27 protein-coding genes are annotated in these 22318 nt (G+C 64.6%); 10 read left to right on the forward strand and 17 right to left on the reverse strand.

The annotated features are described in order from the left end of the window. The 3 genes from ACZK3W_RS11470 to ACZK3W_RS11480 form a co-directional block, all read right to left on the reverse strand. Positions 1-768 (reverse strand): SDR family oxidoreductase, encoded by a 768-nt coding sequence (locus ACZK3W_RS11470; RefSeq protein ID WP_197615146.1) that lies wholly within the window; start codon positions 766-768, stop codon positions 1-3. A 129-nt stretch (positions 769-897) separates the two neighbouring features. Then, positions 898-1929: a LysR family transcriptional regulator gene (locus ACZK3W_RS11475; RefSeq protein ID WP_197615147.1), complete on the reverse strand. Its 1032-nt coding sequence runs from the start codon at positions 1927-1929 to the stop codon at positions 898-900. After that, complete coding sequence (locus ACZK3W_RS11480; RefSeq protein WP_012511059.1) at positions 1926-2234, reverse strand: sigma factor-like helix-turn-helix DNA-binding protein; 309 nt, start codon at positions 2232-2234, stop codon at positions 1926-1928. Before ACZK3W_RS11480 ends, ACZK3W_RS11475 begins: the two co-directional genes overlap by 4 nt. Before the next feature lie 89 nt (positions 2235-2323). Here ACZK3W_RS11480 and ACZK3W_RS11485 point away from each other — a divergent pair, with 89 nt between their 5' ends. From ACZK3W_RS11485 to ACZK3W_RS11495, 3 genes are all read left to right on the forward strand, one after another. Continuing rightward, complete coding sequence (locus ACZK3W_RS11485) at positions 2324-2803, forward strand: carboxymuconolactone decarboxylase family protein (RefSeq protein ID WP_197615148.1); 480 nt, start codon at positions 2324-2326, stop codon at positions 2801-2803. A 55-nt stretch (positions 2804-2858) separates the two neighbouring features. Continuing rightward, positions 2859-3263 carry a cupin domain-containing protein gene (locus ACZK3W_RS11490; protein ID WP_197615149.1) on the forward strand — a complete coding sequence of 135 codons (405 nt, stop codon included), beginning with the start codon at positions 2859-2861 and terminating at the stop codon, positions 3261-3263. A 75-nt stretch (positions 3264-3338) separates the two neighbouring features. Beyond that, complete coding sequence (locus ACZK3W_RS11495; protein ID WP_012511062.1) at positions 3339-4220, forward strand: RNA polymerase sigma-70 factor; 882 nt, start codon at positions 3339-3341, stop codon at positions 4218-4220. 114 nt (positions 4221-4334) lie between these two features. Here ACZK3W_RS11495 and ACZK3W_RS11500 read toward each other — a convergent pair whose 3' ends face one another. From ACZK3W_RS11500 to ACZK3W_RS11510, 3 genes are all read right to left on the reverse strand, one after another. Further along, positions 4335-5255: an MBL fold metallo-hydrolase gene (locus ACZK3W_RS11500; RefSeq protein WP_197615151.1), complete on the reverse strand. Its 921-nt coding sequence runs from the start codon at positions 5253-5255 to the stop codon at positions 4335-4337. A gap of 272 nt (positions 5256-5527) precedes the next feature. Further along, positions 5528-6004 (reverse strand): nuclear transport factor 2 family protein, encoded by a 477-nt coding sequence (locus ACZK3W_RS11505; protein ID WP_197615152.1) that lies wholly within the window; start codon positions 6002-6004, stop codon positions 5528-5530. Between the two features lie 61 nt (positions 6005-6065). Next, entirely contained in the window at positions 6066-6632 is a 567-nt protein-coding gene (locus ACZK3W_RS11510) for a TetR/AcrR family transcriptional regulator (protein ID WP_197615153.1), read from the reverse strand. Positions 6633-6801: 169 nt separating this feature from the next. Here ACZK3W_RS11510 and ACZK3W_RS11515 point away from each other — a divergent pair, with 169 nt between their 5' ends. Continuing rightward, the gene (locus ACZK3W_RS11515; RefSeq protein ID WP_197615154.1) at positions 6802-7755 is read left to right on the forward strand and encodes an alpha/beta fold hydrolase; all 954 of its coding nucleotides are present in this window, start codon (positions 6802-6804) and stop codon (positions 7753-7755) included. Positions 7756-8581: 826 nt separating this feature from the next. Beyond that, complete coding sequence (locus ACZK3W_RS11520; RefSeq protein WP_197615155.1) at positions 8582-10090, forward strand: S1 family peptidase; 1509 nt, start codon at positions 8582-8584, stop codon at positions 10088-10090. Between the two features lie 72 nt (positions 10091-10162). Here ACZK3W_RS11520 and ACZK3W_RS11525 read toward each other — a convergent pair whose 3' ends face one another. Further along, on the reverse strand, positions 10163-12811 hold the full coding sequence (locus tag ACZK3W_RS11525) for an excinuclease ABC subunit UvrA (RefSeq protein ID WP_125893207.1): 2649 nt from the start codon (positions 12809-12811) through the stop codon (positions 10163-10165). Positions 12812-12991: 180 nt separating this feature from the next. Here ACZK3W_RS11525 and ACZK3W_RS11530 point away from each other — a divergent pair, with 180 nt between their 5' ends. From ACZK3W_RS11530 to ACZK3W_RS11545, 4 genes are all read left to right on the forward strand, one after another. Next, entirely contained in the window at positions 12992-13270 is a 279-nt protein-coding gene (locus tag ACZK3W_RS11530) for a hypothetical protein (protein WP_219630815.1), read from the forward strand. Positions 13271-13393: 123 nt separating this feature from the next. Then, a complete protein-coding gene (locus ACZK3W_RS11535; RefSeq protein WP_049463392.1) occupies positions 13394-13648 on the forward strand; it encodes a hypothetical protein in 255 nt (84 codons plus the stop codon). Then, positions 13645-14067, forward strand: coding sequence for a low affinity iron permease family protein (locus tag ACZK3W_RS11540; protein ID WP_071228246.1), 423 nt, complete (start codon positions 13645-13647; stop codon positions 14065-14067). The genes ACZK3W_RS11535 and ACZK3W_RS11540 overlap by 4 nt, the downstream gene beginning before the upstream one ends. Before the next feature lie 313 nt (positions 14068-14380). Further along, positions 14381-14878 (forward strand): YciE/YciF ferroxidase family protein, encoded by a 498-nt coding sequence (locus ACZK3W_RS11545; RefSeq protein ID WP_005416567.1) that lies wholly within the window; start codon positions 14381-14383, stop codon positions 14876-14878. 39 nt (positions 14879-14917) lie between these two features. On the opposite strand, the gene ACZK3W_RS11550 is transcribed toward ACZK3W_RS11545, so the two are convergent. From ACZK3W_RS11550 to ACZK3W_RS11565, 4 genes are all read right to left on the reverse strand, one after another. Continuing rightward, a complete protein-coding gene (locus ACZK3W_RS11550; protein WP_197615156.1) occupies positions 14918-15652 on the reverse strand; it encodes a DNA-formamidopyrimidine glycosylase family protein in 735 nt (244 codons plus the stop codon). Continuing rightward, the gene (locus ACZK3W_RS11555; RefSeq protein WP_197615157.1) at positions 15645-16406 is read right to left on the reverse strand and encodes a DUF72 domain-containing protein; all 762 of its coding nucleotides are present in this window, start codon (positions 16404-16406) and stop codon (positions 15645-15647) included. The genes ACZK3W_RS11550 and ACZK3W_RS11555 overlap by 8 nt, the downstream gene beginning before the upstream one ends. Next, a complete protein-coding gene (locus tag ACZK3W_RS11560) occupies positions 16403-16870 on the reverse strand; it encodes a BLUF domain-containing protein (protein WP_134950744.1) in 468 nt (155 codons plus the stop codon). The genes ACZK3W_RS11555 and ACZK3W_RS11560 overlap by 4 nt, the downstream gene beginning before the upstream one ends. Before the next feature lie 237 nt (positions 16871-17107). Next, complete coding sequence (locus tag ACZK3W_RS11565) at positions 17108-17446, reverse strand: hypothetical protein (RefSeq protein ID WP_197615158.1); 339 nt, start codon at positions 17444-17446, stop codon at positions 17108-17110. Between the two features lie 204 nt (positions 17447-17650). On the opposite strand from ACZK3W_RS11565, the gene ACZK3W_RS11570 reads away from it, so the two are divergent. After that, positions 17651-18043 carry a response regulator gene (locus tag ACZK3W_RS11570; protein WP_180837258.1) on the forward strand — a complete coding sequence of 131 codons (393 nt, stop codon included), beginning with the start codon at positions 17651-17653 and terminating at the stop codon, positions 18041-18043. Positions 18044-18155: 112 nt separating this feature from the next. Here ACZK3W_RS11570 and ACZK3W_RS11575 read toward each other — a convergent pair whose 3' ends face one another. The 6 genes from ACZK3W_RS11575 to ACZK3W_RS11600 all read right to left on the reverse strand — a co-directional run bounded on the left by ACZK3W_RS11575 (position 18156) and on the right by ACZK3W_RS11600 (position 22309). After that, a complete protein-coding gene (locus tag ACZK3W_RS11575; RefSeq protein ID WP_049463400.1) occupies positions 18156-18584 on the reverse strand; it encodes a BLUF domain-containing protein in 429 nt (142 codons plus the stop codon). A gap of 158 nt (positions 18585-18742) precedes the next feature. Then, complete coding sequence (locus tag ACZK3W_RS11580) at positions 18743-19432, reverse strand: glycosyltransferase family 2 protein (RefSeq protein WP_478449917.1); 690 nt, start codon at positions 19430-19432, stop codon at positions 18743-18745. Next, positions 19429-20016: a class I SAM-dependent DNA methyltransferase gene (locus ACZK3W_RS11585; protein ID WP_197615160.1), complete on the reverse strand. Its 588-nt coding sequence runs from the start codon at positions 20014-20016 to the stop codon at positions 19429-19431. Before ACZK3W_RS11585 ends, ACZK3W_RS11580 begins: the two co-directional genes overlap by 4 nt. Beyond that, positions 20013-20771 (reverse strand): PIG-L deacetylase family protein, encoded by a 759-nt coding sequence (locus tag ACZK3W_RS11590; RefSeq protein WP_197615161.1) that lies wholly within the window; start codon positions 20769-20771, stop codon positions 20013-20015. Before ACZK3W_RS11590 ends, ACZK3W_RS11585 begins: the two co-directional genes overlap by 4 nt. After that, the gene (locus ACZK3W_RS11595; protein WP_197615162.1) at positions 20759-21700 is read right to left on the reverse strand and encodes an acyl-CoA dehydrogenase middle domain-containing protein; all 942 of its coding nucleotides are present in this window, start codon (positions 21698-21700) and stop codon (positions 20759-20761) included. Before ACZK3W_RS11595 ends, ACZK3W_RS11590 begins: the two co-directional genes overlap by 13 nt. A 102-nt stretch (positions 21701-21802) precedes the next feature. Continuing rightward, positions 21803-22309, reverse strand: a complete 507-nt coding sequence (locus ACZK3W_RS11600; RefSeq protein WP_088025996.1) for a hypothetical protein — start codon at positions 22307-22309, stop codon at positions 21803-21805. Positions 22310-22318 lie beyond the last annotated feature (9 nt).

Consider the following 22318-nt stretch of genomic DNA (forward strand, 5'->3'; position numbering starts at 1 on the left):
TCAGGCGGGCTGACGCTGCAACAGGCCGGACTGCTGCAGCCAGGTTTCGAAGCCGACCTGCCCCAGCCACGCCTGCCCCACCGGCACCAGCGTATCGATCTGCAGCGGCGCGCCGAAATACAGGGCCTCGGCATCTGGCACGACCTGCCGCGGGTCGCCGGTCCGCTGCAGATACTGCCTGGCCATATCTGTCATCGCGGCGCGCTGGGGGCCTGCAATTTCCACCACGCCATTGCGGGGTGGCTGCTGCGCGATGCGTGCCACCGCTTCGGCAACATCCTCGGCGGCAATCGGCTGTACGTCGGCGGCGGGCAACCGCACGGTCGCCCCATTGCCGGCGGACTGGATGATGCCCGGCAGGAACTCGAAGAACTGCGTGGAATGGATGATGGTGTACGGCAGGCCAGAATCGCGGATCAGGCGCTCCTGCGCGATTTTGCCGCGGAAGTAGCCGCTGGCCGCAAGCTTGTCGGTGCCTACGACGGAAAGCGCAACGTGGTGGCGTACGCCGGCACGGGCGGCGGCGGTCAGGATGTTGTGGCCAGCGGTCACGAAGAACGAAAGCACTGCTGCATCTTCGAACGAGGGCGAGTTGGCGAGGTCCACCACCACGTCGACGCCGTCCATGGCGGCGTCCAGGCCTTCACCGGTCAGGACATCCACGCCGGTGGAGGGCGCGGCCACCACGATGTCATGCCCGGCGGTGCGCAGGCGCTCCACCACCTTGCTGCCGATGCGGCCGGTACCACCGATGACGAGGAATTTCATGACGTGTCTCCTGGAATGTAGAAGGGGCGACCGGCTGTGGCCGGGCATGCTGGAATCGTAGGCAGCGGGGGTGCGGGGCAGTAGGTCCGCGCTGGGGCGCGCACTGTTGCCCGGCACGCACCAATGCGTTCAGGCCCAGGCGGGCTGTGCGCCTGGCTTGATGGGGGTGGCCCGCTGGCGTGCTTCCCAGTGCGAGATCACATCCAGTTCGAGCGCGCGCACCCGCTGCGTGCTGAAGTCGATGAAGGCCCGCACGCGCTTGGGAAGCTGGCGGCGGCTGAGGTAGCACAGGTAGTGGCCGCGATCGAGCGGCGCATGCCGGTCCAGGCAGGTCACCACCCTGCCCGCCCACAGCGCTTCACGCACCTGATAGCTGGGCAGCTGGGCGATGCCCAACCCGTCGATGACGGCCTGCAGGGCCAGGTCGGCATCGTTGAACACAAGTGGGGCCGGCGGCTGCAGGTGCACATCGGTGCCGTCGACCCGGAATTCCCAGGGCTGCATGCGTCCACCCGGCAGGCGCCGCCCGATGCAGGCATGCGTGGACAGCGCATCCAACGACGCCGGTAGACCATGCACCTGTGTGTACTCCGGTGATGCGCACACCACCAGCTGCATCGGCACCAGCTGCTTGGCGATTACCTGGCTGTCTTCCAGCAGGCCATCGCGAAACGCTACGTCGATGCGGTCACCGGCCAGGTCGGGGGCCTGCTCGTCCAGCAGCAGTTCTACCGAGACCTGCGGGTACTCGGCGCGGAAGGCGGCCAGCAAGGGGGCGATTACCCGTCGGCCGAAGCCGTGGCTGGCACTGATGCGCAGGTGCCCGCGCGGCGGGCCCTCGCGCAGGTCGCGCATTTCCTCCAGCGCCTGCAGGATGCAGTTCACGCCCGGGTTGCAGCCTTCCAGGAACAGCTCGCCTTCGCGGGTCAGCGTGGTCGAGCGCGTGGTGCGCAGGAACAACCGCACGCCCAGCTGGTTTTCCAGCTTCTGCACGCTGCGGCTGACGGCCGAACGGCCGATGCCGAGGCGATCGGCCGCGCGCGCGAAGCTGCCCTCGGCCGCCACTGCAATGAAGGCCAGCACGCCGGCGTAGCTGGTGGAGAAGGATGCATTGAGCGCATCGTGGCCGTCGCTGGCCGGGCTGGGCTGTGGGGCGTTCATGGGCGGCCTGGCTCCAGGCGGGCACGTTGTGCATGCAGGTGGTTCCGCGCCAGCGCCAGGCGCTGCCTGCACGCGGAAAGGTCGAGCCCCAGCAGGGGCACGATGTCCTCGAACCCGGCGCCCAGCACGTCGTGCAGCAACAGCACCGCACGTGCATCGGGCGGCAATTCACGCAGTGCGGCCAGGAAGGTCTGCCAGACCTGTTCGCTGGCAGGGCGGAATGCGGTGCGCAGGTGCGATGCGGTGTCCATGCCCGGCAGACGGCCGAGCATTGGCCGCTGTGACAGGCCATTGGTGTTTTTCATGCAACAGCATGCGGCCCGGCCCCGGCCTACCGGTAGTGCGGGCGCAGGCCTAGCCTCGCTGTGTCCTTCACTCGCTACAGGAACACGCCATGACCGCACGTCTGGATTACGCCGCGCAATCCCCCGAACTGTTCAAGAAGCTCGGCCTGTACTCGCATGCCGCCCATACCGCCTCGATCGAAGCGGCCATCATCGATCTGGTCAACATCCGTGCATCGCAGCTCAACGGCTGCGGCTTCTGCCTGGACATGCACGTGAAGGAGGCCACCCTGCGCGGCGAGCGCCCACTGCGCCTGCATCACCTGGCGGCATGGCGTGAATCGACGCTGTTCAGCCCGCGCGAGCGCGCCTGCCTGGCCTGGACCGAGGTGCTGACCCAGCTGTCGGCGCAGGGTGTGCCCGACGAACTGTACACGCGCGTGCGCGGCCAGCTGTCCGAGCAGGAGATCGTCGACCTGACCCATGCGGTGATGGCGATCAACGCATGGAACCGCGCCAACGTCGCCTTCCGTACTACGCCCGGCACCCTGGACGCGGCCTTTGGCCTGGACAAGGCCGGCCTGGCCTGATCGATCCGCCGCTGCCCCATGCAGCGGCCCTCCCCTACCGCACTGGAGACCTGCCATGCGTCGTTCTGTTCTGGCCCTGCTTGCGCTGCTGCCACTGTGCAGCGCTGCCGCCTCCCCGCCCCCTGCTGCGCCCGAGCCCCTGGTGCACGAGGTGATGGCCCGCGCCCTGCCGGAGCAGCCCGGCAAGGAAGCGCTGATCCTTACCGTGGAATACCCACCGGGTGGCGCCGATCCGGTGCATCGCCACGATGCCCATGGCTTCGTCTACGTCCTGGAAGGACGGATCGTGATGGGCGTGGCCGGCGGCAAGGAAGTCACCCTCGGCCCGGGTGAGGCCTTCCATGAAGGCCCGGCCGATCTGCACACTGTAGGTCGTAACGCCAGCGCTACCGAGCCGGCGAAGTTCGTGGTGTTCCTGATCAAGGACATCGGCAAGCCGGCGGTTCTGCCGCCGCACTGATCGCACGTCCGGCGCTGGCACCAACGACAGGTCCCCGGATGTCACAATCCGGGGACCTGTCCCGTCTACGCTGGCATGGACGATTCCACTGCGCTGTTCTCCCGCCTCCGCCCGCGCCTGTTCGGCGTGGCCTACCGCATGCTCGGGTCTTCGCACGAAGCCGAGGACGTGGTGCAGGACGTCTGGCTGCGCTGGCATGGCGCCGATCAGTCACAGATCGAGAATCCCGAAGCCTGGCTGGTCGCCACTACCACCCGTCGCGCCATTGATGGCCTGCGCCTGGCACGGCATACGCGCGAACATTATGTCGGCATGTGGTTGCCCGAGCCGCTGCTGACCGATGACACCAGCACCCCTGAATATGTACTGGAAACCGCCAGCGATCTGTCGGTCGCCTTCCTCAGCGTGCTCGAACGGTTGGCGCCGGATGCGCGTGCGGCCTTCCTGCTGCACGACGTGTTCGATCAGGACTACGCGGTTGTCGCGCGCACCCTGGACAAGACAGAAGCCGCCTGCCGGCAGATTGTGCATCGTGCACGGCTGCAGCTCAGGCAGGAGCGCCCGCGCTACAACGTCCCGCAGGACGTGCACCAGAAATTGCTGCGCCGTTTCGCCGAGGCCGCATCCAGTGGCGATTTCCGCACGATGAAGGCGCTGATGGCCGAGTCGGCCGAGCTGGTGGGTGACGGCGGCGGCATCGTCACCAGCTTCCCCAAACCGATGGTCGGGGGCGCACGCATTGCCCAGCTGCTGTATGCCCCGCACCTGCGGCGCAGCGCGCAATTGCGGATGGTGCCGGCCATGCTCAACGGACGGCTGGGACTGCTGCGCTATTTCGATGGCGAGCTGGAAGCGGCGATGGCCTTCGAGACCGATGGAGAACGGATCACGCAGATCCTGGTGCAGCGCAACCCGCACAAGCTGCAGCGGCTGGCACTGCCCACCTCCATCCAGTAGATCCGCGCCCCGCGTGGATCGCATCCATTGCGACCTCGTTCTTGCGGGATTCGACCGGGGCGCCGATGCGCCCCGATCGTTAACGTCTGCCTGTGCAATGGCCGCAGGACCCGATCAGAAGTCCCAGAACACCGGCACCCAGCGGAAGGTCTCGCCCTCCAGCGACACCCGGCCCACTGACGGGAACGGAAGATGCGTGGCCACCAGCATTTCGCCGGTGCCTGCCAGTTCCTTCAGCAGGGCGATGCGGACGCGCGCGGATTCCTCCGGGTCGTGCTCGAAGCCGTTGTGCCAGTTCGGTTGGTCGAAGCCAACCGCGAACACCGCGTCACCGGCGAACGTCAGGGCCTGCCCGGCAGACGCTACGCGCACCACGCAGTGGCCCGGGGTATGCCCACCGGTGCGGTGGGCCGTCACGCCCGGCGCGATCTGCTGTTCGTCCTGGAAGGTGTGCACGTAGCTGCTGTACTCGGCCCAGAAGTGCTTGGCCGTGGCGCGCAGCGCATCGGGGAACCCCTGCGGCATGTTGGTGCGGCTGAAGTCCGGCGACTTCCAGAACTCCACCTCCGCCGCGGCCACGTGGATCTTCAGGTCAGGGCGCAGCTGTTCCTTCACGCCTTCAACCAGCAGCCCGCCGACGTGGTCCATGTGCATGTGGGTGATCACCACATCGGTGATTTCGCCCAGGTTGATACCGGCGGCACCGAGGCGGCGGATCAACTGGCCGGCGCGCGGCAGCTGCAGGTCCGGGTCCATGCCCAGGCCGGCATCGATGAGGATGGTGCGATCATCACTGTGCACCACCATCACGTTCAATGCCCAGTCGAACGCATCCTGCGGCAGGTACATCTCTTCGAACCATTCGGCACGGTCGGCGGCCGGTACGTTGTGGCCGAGCATCTGGGTGGGCAACGGCAGGACGCCATCGCTGATCACCAGCACTTCGACGTCGCCCACCTTCAGGGCGTAGCGCGAGGGCACCAGTTCATCGAGGGCGGGGGCAATGGGCGCGGCGGTGTTTTCCAGACTGAACATGAGGGATCTCCACGTAGGGGCATTGGGCGGGCAGCGATGCAAGGCTGGCGCGAACGATTCCGGGCGCTTTCCCACGGCGCAGGGCGTGGCGTTGCCAGGGCACGGATGCCTGGCAGGCCAACGCTGCAGGGTTCATGGGAAGACGGGCCACTGCGCAAGCGGTGGGCCCGGAACACGGCTTGTGCCGTGTGCGATCAGGCTAGGCAGCACACCGTTGCTGCGGTAGGCCCGTGGAGGGGGACGTGATGTTGCATTCCGGGAAGCAATGCGAATCACATACCCAGATCAGACAGCCCCGGATGATCATCGGGGCGGCGCCCCAGCGGCCAGTGGAACTTGCGGTCGCTTTCCTTGATCGGCATGTCGTTGATGCTCGAGAACCGGCGTTGCATCAGGCCATCCGCACCGAATTCCCAGTTCTCGTTTCCATAGGAACGGAACCAGTTGCCGGAGTCGTCATGCCACTCATAGGCGTAGCGCACGGCAATACGATTGTCGGTGAAGGCCCATAGCTCCTTGATCAGTCGGTACTCAAGCTCCTTGTTCCACTTGCGGGCCAGGAACTGCCGCGCTTCCTCGCGGCCATGGGTGAACTCGGCACGATTGCGCCACTCGGTGTCCAGCGAATAGGCCAGCGAAACCTTGTCGGCATCGCGGGTGTTCCAGCCGTCTTCGGCAAGACGAACCTTCTCGATGGCCGATTCACGGGTGAACGGGGGAAGTGGCGGACGGGGTGCTTCAATGGACACGGTGGGACCTCCAATCAAGTGGATGAACGGGGTGCTTCGACGGGTTTTGATGGCTCGGGCGTCAGCGCCTGGCCTGCTCCAACAACACTGCTGCAACATTCCTTGCAGTGTCTGCGGCGGTGTAGTCGCCCATCACGCGCGAGACGGTGATGGCGCCTTCCATGAGAACCAGCAGCTGCCGCGCCAGTGCTTCCGGCTGCTGGATATGCAGTTGCGTGGTTAGTTCCAGCGTGTAATCCAGCAACTTCTGCTTGTGATGTTTGGCGATGTGGCGAATCGGATCGTCGGGGTCGCCGACCTCGCCTGCGGTGTTGATGAAGGCACAGCCGCGATAGCCGTCGGACTGGAACCAGTCCTTGAGCACGGTGAACATGCTCAGGATGCGTGCTTCTGCGGTGTCGGCCTTGTTGCACTCCTGCTGGAACCAGGTGAGCCAGCGCACGTCGCGCGCGTTCAATGCCGCAGCGGCTACCTGGTCCTTGTTTTCGAAGTGACGGTAGATGCTCTTCCGGGCAACGCCGGAGGTCTTCACCAGCAGGTCCATGCCGGTGGCGTGGATTCCGTTCTGGTAGATCAGCGCCTCGGCCGTGGCCAGGATCTTCTGCTGGGTTTCGGTGGTTGTGTTCACGGCGCCAAGGTAGAACGCGCGTTCTACCTTGTCAACGGGCGGCGCGGCGACCTCTCGCGCGGGCGAGCTCGCTCAGGACGATCTATCAAGAAATTCGTACATGTCATCATCCAGGCGCCCGATCTCGGCCGCAAAGTACGTCTCACCACCCACCCATGAGACGCCCCGCATGAAAACCTTCGCCCGCACCTTGGCCATTGCCACCCTCGCCCTGTCGGTCCAGGCCGGCCTGTCCGCGCAGGCCGCCGAACCGGCCAAGCCGGCGGCAGTCACCAGCATCGCGCGCACCGCCAGCTATCTCACCACCGCCGATGGCGTGCAGCTCTACTACAAGGACTGGGGCCCGAAGGACGGCCCGGTCGTTACCTTCAGCCACGGCTGGCCGCTGAACTCGGACAGCTGGGAATCGCAGATGATCTTCCTGGCCAACCACGGCTACCGCGTCATTGCCCATGACCGTCGTGGCCACGGCCGTTCCAGCCAGCCTTGGGATGGCAACGACATGGATCACTATGCCGATGACTTGGCCACGGTGATCAACACGCTCGACCTGCATGATGTCACCCTGGTGGGCTTCTCCACGGGCGGCGGCGAAGTGGCGCGCTACATCGGCCGCCATGGCACCGGCCGGGTGAAGAAGGCGGTGCTGATCAGCTCGGTGCCGCCGTTGATGCTGAAGACCGCCGACAACCCCAATGGCCTGCCGATCGAAGTGTTCGATGGCATCCGCAAGGCGCAGATGGACAACCGCGCGCAGCTGTACAAGGACATCCCGTCGGGCCCGTTCTACGGCTTCAACCGCCCGGGCGCGAAGGTATCGCAGGGCCTGATCGATGCCTGGTGGGCGCAGGGCATGCAGGGTGGCCACAAGAACACGTACGATTCGATCGCTGCATTCTCGGCCACCGATTTCCGCGCCGACCTGAAGAAGTTTGATGTGCCGACGCTGGTCATTCACGGTGACGACGATCAGATCGTGCCGATCGATATCTCCGGCCGCCAGTCGGCGAAGCTGATCAAGGGCGCCAGGCTGATTGTTTACCCGGGCGCGCCGCACGGCCTGACCGACACCCACAAGGACAAGGTCAACCAGGATCTGCTGAGCTTCCTGCAGGAAAAGTAAGCAACAGGGGCTCCGGCAATGCGCCGGAGCCCGTCCCACATAAGCGTGTTTCTGCCCTGCCGCGTGTCCGTTCCCGGTCAGAGCCGTCGCCGCGTGGATTCGGGCGGTGCAGAATTTCATCCGGGCCCGGCTGCAAGGGCGTGGAAATGGCCATGCCAGAACCTCGGCCCCCGACAATAATCCTCCCCCTCCTTCACACAATAACTCTGCTTTACAGGGAGGGAGCGGGTAAGCTGAAAATACGCGTTCGTGAAAGTGGTCACAGTTAACGGCGGGGAAAGTCAATACCTTCAAGTCCGCTGCAACCTAATTGCTGATAATGCGATTGATTTCCAGGCGGACCATCAATCGGTTGTGACATGGAGGTGGGGATGTGCATGGTCTCTGGCAGCTCTTCAGCAACGCTTGCGGCTCTACTTTTTCTGATGACCACCTGCGGCGCATCCGCGACCCCGTCGGCGAGCGCCAGGGAGGCCCGATCACTGGTACTTGTCACGCTCTCGCCTGCGCAAAGTGCGGTCCTTGCAACTGGACTGCTCAGGGGGGTACTGAGGCCAATCAATGGCTGTGTCTACTTCGTGGACCCAGGTGGCACGGCATATCTTGCAGCATGGCCTCACGATTACTCGCTGGCCATGAAGGGCGGCGTTCCCGTAGGCGTGCAGAGCATCCGATCGGGGAAAATAATGGAATTCGGAACCGCCGCATCATTCGGAGGGGGGCATGGAAGTGAACTGCTCCGTTCGAGTCTTGCTGCGTCTATTCCGGCTGCCTGTACGGGCCCACTCATGACGATTCATTTGATGCGTCAGGCAAAGGAGCAGCCATGATTAGTCTGCGCACGAAGCTATCCATGCGTGCCCTGACATTGTCCGCCCTCGGTGCGTTCGCATTCTCCCTGCACGGCCAGCCGATAACTGGCAACCCCACGGCACACACCTACTCGCGAACGTTCAATGTATCTGAGGCCGAAGCAAAATACAGGTCGATGAAATCGATCTCTGCGGCAGGTCTGGAAGCCAGGATTCAGGCATCTGAGCCGGATACGTTTGGTGGCTTGTACGTTGAGCATGAGCCAGAATTCAAGATCGTAGTGCTGTTCACGAATAGGCCGAAAGAGACCTTGGCAAAGTACACGCAGGATCCTGTATTTACCGGCCGCACTTCCGCTCAATCGCTCGAGATGCTCTTGGCGACCCAAGCCGAGGCAGAGGCCCAGCTTCTCGCAAAGAAGGTTGGGTTCGAGTCGGGCGTTGATATCAAGCGGTCCATTGTGACCTTTTACGTGAAGGATGAAGCGGCCGCTAGACGCGCACTCCGACCATTGCTGGGCGCTATCGATTTCATGGCGATCAAGCAAGTGAAAGGCTTTACTGTCACTACCGCAATCTCCGGCGGCCATAAGTTGACCGGTACTGCCTTCAGTTGCACTACTGGCTTCAACGTCTTCGACGCAGATCGTGAGCTTGGCGTCCTCACGGCCGGTCACTGTGACAATACGCTGACCTATCAGGGCATTGCCGCGCCTCTCGTTTTCCAGAGCGAGCAGAACGTAGGCGACTACGATGTCCAGTGGCATAAAGAGCCGCCCAGGGGCCCGCGCCACGCGCAGACAAATGAAATCTCCCTGATCAATGGTCCGTCGCAGACGCTCGAAATAACCAGCACGCTCCCCTCCAGTTCGACGCATGTGGGGGATGTGATCTGCAAGAGTGGAATTCATGGCCACTACGCATGCGGGACCATTGAGGATATGAATTCAAGGTCCAATCATAATGGGGCCATAGGCAGGTACATCCGTGCACGCAACCTTTCTCCAGGTCCTCTCAGCGTCGAAGGTGACAGCGGTGGGCCGGTCTTTTCGAACAATGCGGCCCTCGGCGTCATTCACGGCCGGGGCGGTGAAGACACGGGATTTGAGAACGACCTGTTCTACATGCCCATCGAGCGGGTTTCAGCACTTGGTGTTTCCGTATTGACGGAGGCCTTTGAAGTTACCGGCATCGCAGATCGCACTGAAAATTATTTCAGGCCATTTTCCGTTCCGGTTGCGTACAAGGGAGTTCCGAAGTTCCCGATAGAGTTGACGCTGGAGCGCCCCGTGTGCCCGAGCGGGCCCTGCGAACCCGCCACGGAAACGTTGCCGGACAAGATGCCCTCCCCGCTCAACTACACATGGGCCTGCTTCTACCCCATCGTGCTCTACCCGCCTCCCGTCATTCCCCCTCCCCCGTTGACCTGGAGGGAGCGGATTACCTTGAAGGATGCGTCTGGAATCACCGCCGAGCCCGTTGAGTACAACCTGCACTGCAGTGGATGCCCTGATTGTCCATAGCCCGCATCTGTTGATGAGTGCAGTGCTGGAACCACGTGCGTGGATTCTTCGTCAGCCGAGCATGGCTCGGCTCTACATAAGCGCCAGCTCCCTGGCAAGGAACGGCGCCGTCCTGCTGCCTTTGGCGCGAGCCACCTGTTGCGGCGTTCCTTTCGCGACGATGGTGCCCCCTGCCCCGCCAGCTCCGGGGCCTACGTCAATCACCCAGTCCGCCTGTGCAACCGCCCGCATATCGTGCTCGATCATCACCACGGTATTGCCCGCGTCCACCAGCCGCTGCAGCTGCACCAGCAGCCTGTCCGCATCCGATGCATGCAGGCCGGTAGTGGGTTCGTCCAATACGTACAGCGTGCGCCCGCGCTGGCTGCGCTGCAGCTCGGTGGCCAGCTTGATGCGTTGCGCCTCACCGCCGGAAAGCTCCGTGGCTGGCTGGCCCAGCCGCAGGTAGCCCAGGCCGATCTCCTGCAGCAACTGCAACGGGCGTGAAATGGCCTCTTCCTCGCTGAAGAACGCATGCGCCTGGTCCACCGTCATCTGCAGGACCTCGGCGATGTTGCGGTCATTCCACTGCACCTTCAGCGTGGCGTCGTTGTAACGCGCACCGTGGCAGGTGGGGCACGGCGCATAGACGCTGGGCATGAACAGCAGCTCGACGCTGACGAAACCCTCGCCCTCGCAGGTCTCGCACCGGCCCTTGGCCACGTTGAACGAGAAGCGGCCGGCATCGAAACGGCGGCGGCGCGCGGCCGGCGTTGCGGCGAACAGCTTGCGCACGTGATCGAACAGCCCGGTATAGGTGGCCAGGTTGGAGCGCGGCGTGCGGCCGATGGGCTTCTGGTCGACCTGCACCACCCGCTGGATCGCGTCCATATCGCCTGCCAATGTGCCCCGCGTCGTTTCGATCACGGTCGGTCCGTCGGTGGGCGCGCTATCGGCGCGGTCGTCGGCAGGCTCATGCCCGAGGTGCAGCAGCAACAGCTCGGGCAGCGCCTGCGCCATCAGGCTGGACTTGCCGGAGCCGGAAATGCCGGTCACGGCTGTCAGCAGTCCCAGCGGCACCTGTGCGTCCACGCCCTGCAGGTTGTGGCGGTGGATGCCCTTCAGTTCCAGCCAGCGGTTGGCGCTACGCTGTTGGCTGGCAGGCGCCGGCACCTGGTCGAACAGATACAGGGCCGTGCGTGAATCCTGGATCTGGCGCAGGCCGTCGGGCTCGCCACTGTAGAGAACGCGCCCGCCGTGTTCCCCCGCCTGCGGACCCACATCCACCAGCCACTGCGCGCGGCGCATCAGCTCCAGATCGTGTTCAACAACGAACACCGAGTTGCCGCCGTCGCGCAGCCGTTCCAGTGCGTCGTACAGCGCCTGGCTGTCGGCCGGATGCAGGCCGGCCGAGGGTTCATCAAGCACGTACAGCACGCCAAACAGCAGCGAGCTGAGCTGCGTGGCCAGCCGTAGGCGCTGCAGCTCGCCGGCTGACAGGGTTGGCGTCGCACGGTCCAGCGAGAGATAGCCCAGGCCCAGGTCACGCAGCTGGCGTACACGCGCCATGACTCCGCCTGCCAATCGTTGTGCGGCGAGGCGCTTCTCTTCGGACAAGGCCGAGGTCAGGCGCACGTCCGGAGCGCCCTCGTGGGTCGCCTGGCCACTCGCGGCCCTCCGGGCGCGATCGCGGGGTGTCGCGCTCCTGTTGGTGCGAGCGCCCTTGCTGTGCGCGCCGAAATCACCTTGTGCGATGGGCTCCAGCAGCGCCGCCAGCTGGTCCAGCGGCAGCCGCATGAACTCACCGATATCCACCCCGGCAAAGGTGACCGAGAGCGCCTCCGGCTTCAGGCGCTTTCCGTGGCAGGCCGGGCACAACCGGCCTTCCATGTAGCGCGACACGCGCTTGCGCATCAGCGCGCTCTGGGTATTGGCAAAGGTGTGCAGCACGTAGCGGCGCGCGCCGGTATAGGTGCCCATGTAGCTGGGCTCCTGCTTGCGCTTCAGTGCGGCGCGGGTCTCGGCGGGCGTGAACCCGGCATAGACCGGCACGGTGGGGGCCTGCTCGGTGAACAGGATCCAGTCCCGGTCCTTCTTCGGCAGCTTCTTCCACGGTATGTCGATGTCGTAGCCGAGCGTGACCAGGATGTCGCGCAGGTTCTGGCCATGCCATGCCGGCGGCCAGGAAGCGATGGCGCGCTCACGGATGCTCAGCGACGGGTCCGGAACCATCAGCGCTTCGGTTACTTCGTAGACATGCCCCAGGCCATGGCAGGTGCTGCAGGCGCCCTGTGGCGTATTGGGCGAAAAGTCCTCGGCGTACAGCATGGGCTGGTTGGCCGGGTACGCACCGGCACGCGAGTACATCATGCGCACCAGGCTGGATAGCGTGGTCACGCTGCCCACCGATGAACGCGCATTGCTGGCGCCGCGCTGCTGCTGCAGGGCCACTGCCGGCGGCAGCCCGTCGATGGCATCCACATCGGGCACGCCCGCCTGGTCGATCAGGCGCCTTGCATAGGGCGCGACGGATTCGAAGTAGCGCCGCTGCGCTTCGGCGAACACGGTACCGAAGGCCAACGATGACTTGCCGGAACCTGATACGCCGGAGAAAACCACCAGTGCGTTACGCGGAATGGAAACGTCGACATTCTTGAGGTTGTGCTCGCGGGCACCACGCACCTTGACGCAACCGCTGGCGGCGGCAGCGCATGACGATTCACCAAAGGGGGTGTTGGACATTTCAGCGTTCCTGCATTCGGCGGGCGGGCCGCGCAATGGGCGCGCCCGGTAGGCCATTCTCGCTGCTGCGGAGTGAATGGTGTGAGGGCGCAGGAGGTGGAATGCCACTTTCACCTCCCCTTGCTACGCCGTTGCGCGGCCAAGGGCTAGCGTGAGTCATCTGCACGATAGGAGGCGATCATGCATCCCGATGTACTTGGCTGGATCGCCACGGCGGTCCTGATGGCGACGTTGATCCGGCAGATGGTGAAGCAGTGGCAGTCGCCAAACCCCGAAGCGGTATCGAAGTGGCTGTTCGTGGGCCAGATGACCGCGTCCGCGCTGTTTACGGTGTACAGCGCGATGCTGGGCAGCACCGTCTTCGTGGTCACCAATGCGATGCTGCTGTTGACGGCCGTGGTGGGCCAGGTGATGGCCTGGCGCCGTCGCGGCCGGTGCAACGCTCCCCCGCCCTGCTGATTGTTAACGCGTATTGCCTGAAGGATTGACATCACGTTGCCCCACTCTTGATGGGGCCGCTCACAGTGCACTCCTATGCTGGGCCCGCCACCTGACTGGTGGTGATCAACCTGGAGATTCACCATGCAACGTGATCAGAAAGACCTTCCCCACCCGGACCCGGAAGCGCAGAATCCCGATCCTGTCAGTCCACTGCAGGCGAAGCTGCACAACCGCCGCAACCATGACGAAGCGCTGCAGGAAACCTTCCCCGCCAGTGACCCGATCTCTCCCTTTGTTGCTGCACCAACCCCGGAAGAGCAGGCCAAGCGCCTTGGGGAGCGGGTCACGCTGCCAGACCGCCGCACGGATAAGGAGGCCGCGGGAGGTGACGCGTGATCCGGCGCGGTTTTGCCCGTGTGGCGGCCGCAACGGCACGATTGTCCGGCAGCCTGGGCGCATTCGTCGCCGCGCTGGGGGTGATCATCACCTGGGCCGCCAGCGGGCCGGCCTTCCACTTCAATGATACGTGGCAGCTGGTGGTGAATACGGGAACGACCATCGTGACCTTCCTGATGGTGTTCCTGATCCAGCATACGCAGAACGCCGATACGGCCGCGCTGCACATCAAGCTGGATGAGCTGATCCGGGTCAGCAAGGATGCCAACCAGGAGCTGTTGAACCTGGAATCGATGGAGCCCGCTCACCTTGAAGAGATTCGCCAGCGTTACGAGGCGCTGGCGAAGACCGCGGCAGACATCAAGTTCAAGAAAGAGCGTTGCATGCCCTGCGAGGTGGACGCGGCCGCCGAGGCCTGAAAGGCGCCGCGACGACGGCAGACCCGCGTGTGGATGTCCTGGTGCAAGGCACTGCCTGGCAGGGCCTTGCAGGGCTGTTCCGACGGAGGCCATCGACCGGGGACGCAAGCAGTCCCAAGCTGCGATGCCATCCTGAAGCCATGCCGAAGGCCTGCCGGCATTGAAATGCAGCCACACACAGTGACAGGCGCCGCTTCGTGAAGACGGCGCGCAGGCTTTCTGCTGACGTTCCCATGCAGCCTTCACCTGGCCCCTGCTTTGGCGCAACCGGGCGACGCCTACGCTGAGCGCTCCACTCAACGCGGAGCCCACTATGGCTATCAAGACGGCGGAAGACCTGTTCATCCACGAACTCTCGGACATCTACAGCGCCGAGAAGCAGCTGACCAAGGCCCTCCCGCGCCTGGCCCGTGCGGCCGAGAATCCGGATCTGGCGGCGGCGTTCGAAACGCATCTGGAAGAAACCCAGGGCCAGATCGAGCGCATCGACCAGGTAGTGGAGGTGCTTGGGATCCGCCTGAAGCGCATCAAGTGCGCGGCAATGGAAGGTCTGGTAGAGGAAGGTAAGGAAGTGATCGACAGCATCGACAAGGGCCCTGTGCGCGATGCCGCCCTGATCGGTGGCGCACAGAAGGTCGAGCATTACGAAATTGCATCCTACGGCACCATCGCCGCGCTGGCCAAACAGCTGGGCTACAAGGATGCCCTTCCCTTGCTGCTGGAGACGCTGGAGGAAGAGAAGGCGACCGATGAAAAGCTGACCCTGCTGGCCAAGGGCGGCGGCAATGCCAAGGCCGCGCAGGCTGCCTGAGCCGCGTCGAATGCAGCCCGGCCGCCATGGAAGGCGGCCTCAGGGTTCGTACAGCACCTGGTCGTTCGGGCAGAAGAATGTGCGCCGCCGGGTGGTACCCATGTACAGCTTGCTGATCGGGCCACCGCAGACCGGGCAGATCCTGCGCGTGTGTACCTGCCAGTGCTTCTTCAGCTCGAAGCGGCGCTTCCACTCCAGGAAATCGAAGCTGTAGGTGCGTGCCTGCGTGATCAAGGCGGTGAGCTTGCGCGGCGGCAGGTTACCCAGGCGAGTGGTCGGGTGCACGCCTATGCGGAACAGCACCTCGTTCTTGATGATGTTACCGACGCCGGCGAAGATTGTCTGGTCCAGAAGCGCGTCACAGACCAGGACGCCTGGCATTGCCTTCAGCTTGCGCCGGGCCAGCTTCGGATCCCAGGCATCGTTCAACACATCCGCGCGCCAATCATAGACGTCGTCCAATGGCTCGCCAATGAGTTTTACGGAACAGGCATAGAAGTTCAGCTCGCCATTGTCGAACTCCAGGGACACCCGCGCAGGGGTTGGCTTCCGTTCGTCGATGCGCCAGCTGCCGAACATCATCAGATGGATGCGCAGGGTCTGGTGGCTGAACTCCAACAGGAAATGCTTGCCCCAGCTTCGAACGGCTTTCACCCTGCGTCCTTGAAGTGGCGACAGATCGATCCGACTGTTCCCTGAAACCGCGCGGACGACGTGCCCTTTGAAATGCCTCGCAGCCTCGCACAGCAGGACGATGGATGGTCCCTCAGGCATGCTCTCCCTCCTGCAGCAGGGCCTGCAGGCGCAGGGCGTTGCTGGTGGCGTGGCCCAGCGCGGTATTGTCCAGTACGAACCAGACTGATCGTTGCGTATCCGATTCGAGCTCTAGCTCCCGCGCCAGGCCCGCCAAGGTCTGTTCGCTGTAGGCGCTTCGATAGATCTGCGGCTGGCCGTGCCAGCGCCAATAGCTCCACGTGCGGTCCCCGCCGGGAATCGCAGCTGAGGGTGCCCGTGCCGGATCCGCTGCAACCCGGGCAACACCATGGTCGCTCAGCAGGGCGTCCGCTTCCATAGTGAACCAACTGGGATGGCGCGGCTCGCAGGCCACATCGACCTGGGTACGTGCACGCAGACCATGCAGAAATCCCTCCGCCGTCGCCGGTTCGTATGCCAGGCTGGGTGGCAACTGGAGCAGCAGCGGACCCAACCTGTCACCCAGTGCCAGCACGCCATCGAGGAACCGCTGCAGCGGTGGCATTGCATCGCGAAGCCGGTGTTCATGGCTGATCGAGCGCGGCATCTTCACTGCGAAGCGGAAATAGTCCGGCACGCTCGCAGCCCACCGTGCATAGGTGCTGGGCAGGTGCGGACGGTAGAACGAGGAATTGATCTCGACCATGGGCAGGCGGGTGGCGTAGCGCTGAAGAACGCTATTGCCCTGCCCAAAGGCTCCCTGCGCCGACCGGGACAGCGACCAGCCAGCGCAACCAATGCGTGTCGGACCAGGCGGCGACGGAGCTGTGTTCACCGCGCCACCCAGCCGTCAGGTTCCAGAGCGCTGCTGGCGGCGCCGTCCACATTTGACTGCGTCACCCACAGCAGGCGATCGAGCGCGCTGGTGCCTGAAGCCAGCGCCGATGCGCTGCGCACGAAGCCTGTCCAGTCGGAGATGGCAATCTTTCCCAGCGCCAGTTCATCCACCCGCACGCAGCACATCCGCCAATGGGGGAACTGCCGCCGGCCCACCCTCCCCCGGTTGAGTTCGACCACGCCACTGTGGCTGCCGGCTGCCAGGATCCGCTTGTACGCGCTGCTGATCCCCGCTTCGGGGCCTTCGAGGTACTGCAGGAAGCGGCTGCCATCAAATAACAGCGTACCGGTGACATCGGCGGATTCATTGAACAGCACCGCGTCCATCACAAGCTGCTGCAGTCGTTCCGCAGTCAGGCTGTCGGACGCTTCACTTACATAGGCAATTGCGCGAAGAGGCATGACACCACCGGTTGTTGCAGACAGCCCTACCTTAGCGACGCGCATCGTACGCGCGGTGAGACCGGTGTGGAGGTTGCGTCGAGCTGTGGCGTGGCCGCTGCGCATCGCGTCTACACGCAACGTGCGCTTCAGATGTGCGCACGCGTGCCAGCACATGGCGGGCTTCAGCCGCGACGGCGGCCGGCATGGGCTGACAGTGGCAATCAAGGCGGAATGCCGTATCGGCGCAGGTCGCACTCAGGCGGTCATCGAGCTGGAGAGTGCCGCGCCCGGGAAACCCCTGGGCCTGGCCGGGTCGCGGCCCGGTTCCGCCGAAATCAGCGCCTGCATCACGTGATGCTGGACGCGATTCCCACTCTCCTCCATGCCCACGAAATACACAAAACGGCCATCGAACTTGGCCTGCGCCCCCTCCAGGGCGGTGTTGGCCTGAACGGCTCGCTTCAGCGACTTCATCCATACCCGTTCGGGTGTCCGGTCAAGCTCTACAACAACGGCGGTGCCACCGCAGTCCAGGGACATGCTCTCGACACGCAGCACGCGTGGCGAAGCGGGATCGGTTCCAGGTCGATGCATGGCAGAAGCTCCAGTGTCGAAGATGGCGGCAATAATCCATGGCCGCTGCCAAAATGCCGTCAAGGAACGCCGGGCTCTTTCCACGCCACCTCGACAGCATTGGCGACACCTTCCCAGCTTCGCACCGGGCTGACATTCCACACTCGCAGCCTTGATGCAGCACAGCACACACTGCAGTTCCCGAGGCAATACAGGCATGCGCGCATGCAACCCGATATGAGCCGGCGCAGGTGCAACCTGCTGCTGGTGGAGGATCAGTTCGATCTGGCCGCACTGATGGAGCAGGCGCTCGAAGACGGGGGGGGCCAGGTAACCCATGCGTATAGCGTGTTTGATGCGATGGGGCTGTTGGAGAAGCAGACGTTCGATGGCGCCGTGCTGGATGTGGAGCTTCGTGACGGCGTGGTCTTTCCGGTTGCCGATCGCTTGGCCGAGCTTGGCATCCCGTTCCTGTTTGTGTCTGCGGTCTATGACCAACTGGTGCCGCAGCGCCACCGAAGCGCGGCCTTCGTGGCCAAACCTTTCCACATCGCCCAGTTGCAGCAGGCCGTCCAACGCGTGATGGGCGATGCCTGCACGCCCTTGACCACGCACTGATCCTGCGTCGCAGTCAACTCAGTGGGGTGTCAGCAAGGGAAAACCCGTTTCACTTGTCCTGCGCCGCCCTGCGAAATTCGGGAGGGTCGGCCTACAGCAACGCGTCGACCAGTCAGGCCGCTTTAGCATAGGGTTCGACGATCGAGAGGAGCTTTTCCATCGCGGTAGCTCCCGCCTGGTTCGTCGCCGCCCGCTGGATGAAACTGGTCCAGTCAGCAAGGGCGATCATCCGCAGCTCATCCGCACTGACTGGCAGGCAGCGCATTGGCCAGAACGGCAACCGCCGTTGCCCGACACGCCCGCGAGCAAGCTCCATCAGGTCGGTGTGACTGCCGGCGCCACTGACGCGGGAGAAGGCCACATCCAGCCCATCGGCGGGGCCCTCCATGTATTGCAGGAAGTGCCGGCCGTCGAATAGAAGCACGCCGGTCACACCCGCTGATCGGTTGAAGCGGGCCGCATCTTCCATCAGTGCTTCCAAGCGCGCGGACGTGAATCCAGCGACGGCTTCGCTGACATAGACAATCGCTCTGTTCGGCATGGTGGCGCTCCTGCTCTCCCGGTCGCTCAATCTAAGGCCGGTGTCGTTGAGAGACCGTAAACGCCAAACGTGAATTGGTCACATATTGCCCGGCGAACCGGGGTTTTTTAACAGCATTTCCGTTGCATTCCGCCATGGCGCGCCGAAATGCCTGATTTTCAAGTCAACAGGATTGGCTGGCCCGCCGCCGAAGCGGCGCCCGCCGCTCCCATCTCCGCCAGATAGGCTGAAAATCCCCCTGTCGCGCGTCCTGCCAGGCGGGCACTGGTCATGACGAGCGGCGCACCCGCCCACCGCACATCAGCGCCGAGGCGCTGCAATGTCCTCACCAGCTGGACATCCTCCCCGCAGTGCAGCGGCGAAAAGCCGCCTGCCGCACGATAGGCCTGGGCGGAAACACCCAGGTTCGCACCGTGGATACGCCCATGATCGTCCCCCCATTGCTGCCGCCTCCGGAACGCCTTGCGCAGGCGCTCCTCGGCGCTGCAGTTCGTTGCGATGTCCACCAGCCCGCAGAAGACGTCCGGGCGTGCCTCAAGCTGTGCGATCAGCCACTCAGGAGGTACCTCGCTGTCCGCGTCCGTGCTCGCCAGCCATCTTGCACCCCGACCCAGCAGCTCGGCGGCGGCGGCCCGGGCGATGCCCACGCAGCGTGCATCCAACCGCAGCGTATCAACCCGTTGCTGGGCGCAGATGGATTCCGTGGCGTCCGAACAATCGTCCAGCGCAACAATCACCTCCACCGCTTCGCCACCCAGCCCGGGATTCAGGGCCGCCCTCCTGATCGACTGCAGGCACCGCTCCATGCTGGCGGCCTCGTTGTGGGCCGGAACCAGCACGCCTATCACCGCAGGCCCTCCAGTCGGGCCAACGACATCGCGCCGCGCGCCCAGCCCTGCAGTACGAAGTCCGCGTCGCGATAGTGGAAGGCCTCCTGCAGGCCTTCACCCAGGCATCGATGCACGACCTCGGTGCGGCTCGCGCGCCCCGGGAACGAGGGCAGCCAGTGGCAAGCCACCAGCAGCCCGTCATCGCGAAGCGCTTCCCCGATACCGGCGCGCAGCTCGCGCAGCGCGCCGGCTCCCAAGTAGTAGCCCATTTCGCCGCAGACGATCAGATCGAAGCGGCCCGGCGGCCATTGCTCGGGATGGCTGGCGCAGTGGACCTGCACGTGCGGCAGGTGGGCCAGGTTGCGGCGGGCCTGGAACGCAGCACGCGGGCTGATGTCGGTTGCCAGAAGTCGCTCGCAACGGGCGGCCAGGGCCTCGGTCAGTACGCCATTGGAACAACCCAGCTCCCACCCGCGAGTGAAATGACGCTGGCTCAGGCTTGCCAGCAGCAGTGCACGCTTGCGTTCTTCATACCATCGGCTTCGGTAGCCGAACGGGTCCTCCTGCTCATGCAGGTCATCGAAGTACGGTTGCGCGCTCATGCCAGGAATACCTCGTAGTTTCGGAAGAATCGGGTCAGTACATGCGCGGGCAGCACCGGAGGGCTGTTCAAGCCCGGCACGTCGCCCGTCTGCGTCCGGAAATGCGCGATCGCGTTTCGTTTCGCGGCCGCCACTGCTGAAATGTCGACCAGTCTGGGCACCTCCCACGCCATATGTGCACAGGCCGGATCCAACCAGTGCCATCCCCAGACCGGGTACTCCAAGCGGCGGCACCCCACCGCCCGGGCGGCGCGGCAGGCAGCACGCCCTGCCGCTTCATGGTCGGGGTGGCCATCAAACCGCCATGGCGCCAGGACCAGGTCACGCGGCTGCAGATGCTGTTGCAGCCAGCCTTCCAGGCCCTGTTCGTGCGTGCTGACCGCGCCGTCGGCGATACCCAGGTGAAATATGGAACCGGCCGGGATGCCGAGTTCGCCAAGGGCCGCGGCAAGCTCCGCCCGCCGTGCCGACCGCAAGCGCCCTGGCGTCCACCACGGCTCGCCCGGATAGCATGCTTCGCCGTCCGTCACGGCAACGACGCTCACCTCCATGCCCTGCCCCACTGCGTGATGGAGCAGTCCGCCACAGCCGAGGATTTCGTCATCCGGGTGCGGCGCGACCACCACCAGGCGGTCATGCCCGGTGCACAGCCCGCTTGCCGGTGTGATCGGCTGCTGCCAGAGCCAATGGCAGCGCAGCCATGCCTGCTCCTGGGTTCCTTCGCCTTGCAGCGGTGCATTGGCTACAGCGCCCATGTCGCCTCCTGGGCCGCCCGCTGCACACCCAACCACTCCCAATCGCGGTCGGCGTGGTTCTGGCGAAGGAACACGGCCAGGTCCGCGCAGCGGTGGGCATGGGCGTCTTCCAGGCACATGGGCGCCGGGCCCAGGGCCCGACCCGCCAGATCCAGCACGCGCGTGGCCGCACGCTCGATCACGCAACGTACCCGCACCACGTCCTCGCGATGCGCCGATTCGGGCTCGGCATCGATGCGTGCCGCCAGTTCGCGAAGCAGCGCCGCGGCCGGCGCCAGCGCGAGGTCCACTTCGCCCAGTAGACGTGCGCGATTTCCCTCGGTGCAGGCGGATCGCATGCGCTCGGCCAGCGCGACCGCTGCGCCAAACCAGACCGCCGCAATACCCGCGCCTCCATGCCAGAAGCCCGGTCGCTGCAGATAGTCATCGCGCGCGCCCAGTATCACCATCGGCGCGGCATCAAAGCGCACGGTGGTGGACGGAATCCCGGCCATGCCGACGGCGGGCCAAGGCTCACCCGACAGCGTCGTCCAGTGCTCCGCCGCGACCTGGCATAGCCACACCCCCTGAGCGCTGCGAACCGTGACCAATGCGGCATCCACCCAGGCGCTGCCCGAACACCAGGGCTTGTCCCCGCGCAGCCTGCCCTCGGCGTCGATGCGGAGTGTGCTCGCCGGGCCCTCTGCGGCCCACACCGCCCACAGTTGGCCTTCAGTAGCCGACGGTGCCTTCAACTCGGCCATGATCGCCTGCGCGTCGTAGTGTGCCTCCAGCACCTTGGCCAGGCAGAGATCTTCGCCCCCCAACGCCGCAAGCGCCCTCCAACGATCCAGTGTCTGCCCGCATCCCGGTAATGGCAGTTCAGGCTGCTGGACGAGTACCTGGCGGGCGCGGTTGATCAATGATGATGGCGGCGTCACATCCTGCATGAGGGCTTCTGCAATGAAGATATGTCATGAACGTAGGCGGCAGGCGGTCACATCACTGTCTTGGAGGTGTGGCGGGCACATGAATGCCCTGCGCAGTGATCCTCACGCACCTGTCCCACGCCGTTGCTGCCTCACGCGCAGGCACTGCTGCAATTCCCACAGCCATGGCAGCACCACCAGTACCACCGCCGGCAACAGAACGAGCCACCAGGCCTCAAGCGCCGCAGGATCCACGCTCAGCGACCACCGCGGCTGCGCGTGCCAGCCGACCCAGCCCAGCAGAACCCAGGGCGCGGCATCGAGCACGCTGTGCACGTGCTGCTCCGCTGGACTGATACGCCGGCGACCGTCCGCGCTGACGGTGTCGAAATAGCCGGTGATCGCGTGTGCGATCACCAGAAGCGCCAGGAGCGCGACGAGTGACCGGGTATTCTCCAGCAGGAGCCATGCCAGAACGCCACTGCCAATCAGCAGTAGCTGCAGCCCGTGCAATGCGCTTTCCCGCAACGCAGAGGTGTGCGGCAGGTCGGTACGCCGGTGGAAATGGAAGTCGAGCCAACCGGCGGCCAACCAGAGCGCATAGACGCACGTCATGATGATCGCGCTCATGGCGGCACG

The sequence above is a fragment of the Stenotrophomonas sp. 80084_Sma genome (assembly GCF_056481995.1).

Excerpts from the sequence above, each read along its gene's own strand:
- ACZK3W_RS11470 (WP_197615146.1), bottom strand. The coding sequence starts at position 768 with ATGAAATTCCTCGTCATCGGTGGTACCGGCCGCATCGGCAGCAAGGTG.
- ACZK3W_RS11475 (WP_197615147.1), bottom strand. The coding sequence starts at position 1,929 with ATGAACGCCCCACAGCCCAGCCCGGCCAGCGACGGCCACGATGCGCTC.
- ACZK3W_RS11480 (WP_012511059.1), bottom strand. The coding sequence starts at position 2,234 with ATGAAAAACACCAATGGCCTGTCACAGCGGCCAATGCTCGGCCGTCTG.
- ACZK3W_RS11485 (WP_197615148.1), top strand. The coding sequence starts at position 2,324 with ATGACCGCACGTCTGGATTACGCCGCGCAATCCCCCGAACTGTTCAAG.
- ACZK3W_RS11490 (WP_197615149.1), top strand. The coding sequence starts at position 2,859 with ATGCGTCGTTCTGTTCTGGCCCTGCTTGCGCTGCTGCCACTGTGCAGC.
- ACZK3W_RS11495 (WP_012511062.1), top strand. The coding sequence starts at position 3,339 with ATGGACGATTCCACTGCGCTGTTCTCCCGCCTCCGCCCGCGCCTGTTC.
- ACZK3W_RS11500 (WP_197615151.1), bottom strand. The coding sequence starts at position 5,255 with ATGTTCAGTCTGGAAAACACCGCCGCGCCCATTGCCCCCGCCCTCGAT.
- ACZK3W_RS11515 (WP_197615154.1), top strand. The coding sequence starts at position 6,802 with ATGAAAACCTTCGCCCGCACCTTGGCCATTGCCACCCTCGCCCTGTCG.
- ACZK3W_RS11520 (WP_197615155.1), top strand. The coding sequence starts at position 8,582 with ATGATTAGTCTGCGCACGAAGCTATCCATGCGTGCCCTGACATTGTCC.
- ACZK3W_RS11525 (WP_125893207.1), bottom strand. The coding sequence starts at position 12,811 with ATGTCCAACACCCCCTTTGGTGAATCGTCATGCGCTGCCGCCGCCAGC.
- ACZK3W_RS11530 (WP_219630815.1), top strand. The coding sequence starts at position 12,992 with ATGCATCCCGATGTACTTGGCTGGATCGCCACGGCGGTCCTGATGGCG.
- ACZK3W_RS11535 (WP_049463392.1), top strand. The coding sequence starts at position 13,394 with ATGCAACGTGATCAGAAAGACCTTCCCCACCCGGACCCGGAAGCGCAG.
- ACZK3W_RS11545 (WP_005416567.1), top strand. The coding sequence starts at position 14,381 with ATGGCTATCAAGACGGCGGAAGACCTGTTCATCCACGAACTCTCGGAC.
- ACZK3W_RS11550 (WP_197615156.1), bottom strand. The coding sequence starts at position 15,652 with ATGCCTGAGGGACCATCCATCGTCCTGCTGTGCGAGGCTGCGAGGCAT.
- ACZK3W_RS11560 (WP_134950744.1), bottom strand. The coding sequence starts at position 16,870 with ATGCCTCTTCGCGCAATTGCCTATGTAAGTGAAGCGTCCGACAGCCTG.
- ACZK3W_RS11565 (WP_197615158.1), bottom strand. The coding sequence starts at position 17,446 with ATGCATCGACCTGGAACCGATCCCGCTTCGCCACGCGTGCTGCGTGTC.
- ACZK3W_RS11570 (WP_180837258.1), top strand. The coding sequence starts at position 17,651 with ATGCAACCCGATATGAGCCGGCGCAGGTGCAACCTGCTGCTGGTGGAG.
- ACZK3W_RS11575 (WP_049463400.1), bottom strand. The coding sequence starts at position 18,584 with ATGCCGAACAGAGCGATTGTCTATGTCAGCGAAGCCGTCGCTGGATTC.
- ACZK3W_RS11585 (WP_197615160.1), bottom strand. The coding sequence starts at position 20,016 with ATGAGCGCGCAACCGTACTTCGATGACCTGCATGAGCAGGAGGACCCG.
- ACZK3W_RS11590 (WP_197615161.1), bottom strand. The coding sequence starts at position 20,771 with ATGGGCGCTGTAGCCAATGCACCGCTGCAAGGCGAAGGAACCCAGGAG.
- ACZK3W_RS11595 (WP_197615162.1), bottom strand. The coding sequence starts at position 21,700 with ATGCAGGATGTGACGCCGCCATCATCATTGATCAACCGCGCCCGCCAG.
- ACZK3W_RS11600 (WP_088025996.1), bottom strand. The coding sequence starts at position 22,309 with ATGAGCGCGATCATCATGACGTGCGTCTATGCGCTCTGGTTGGCCGCC.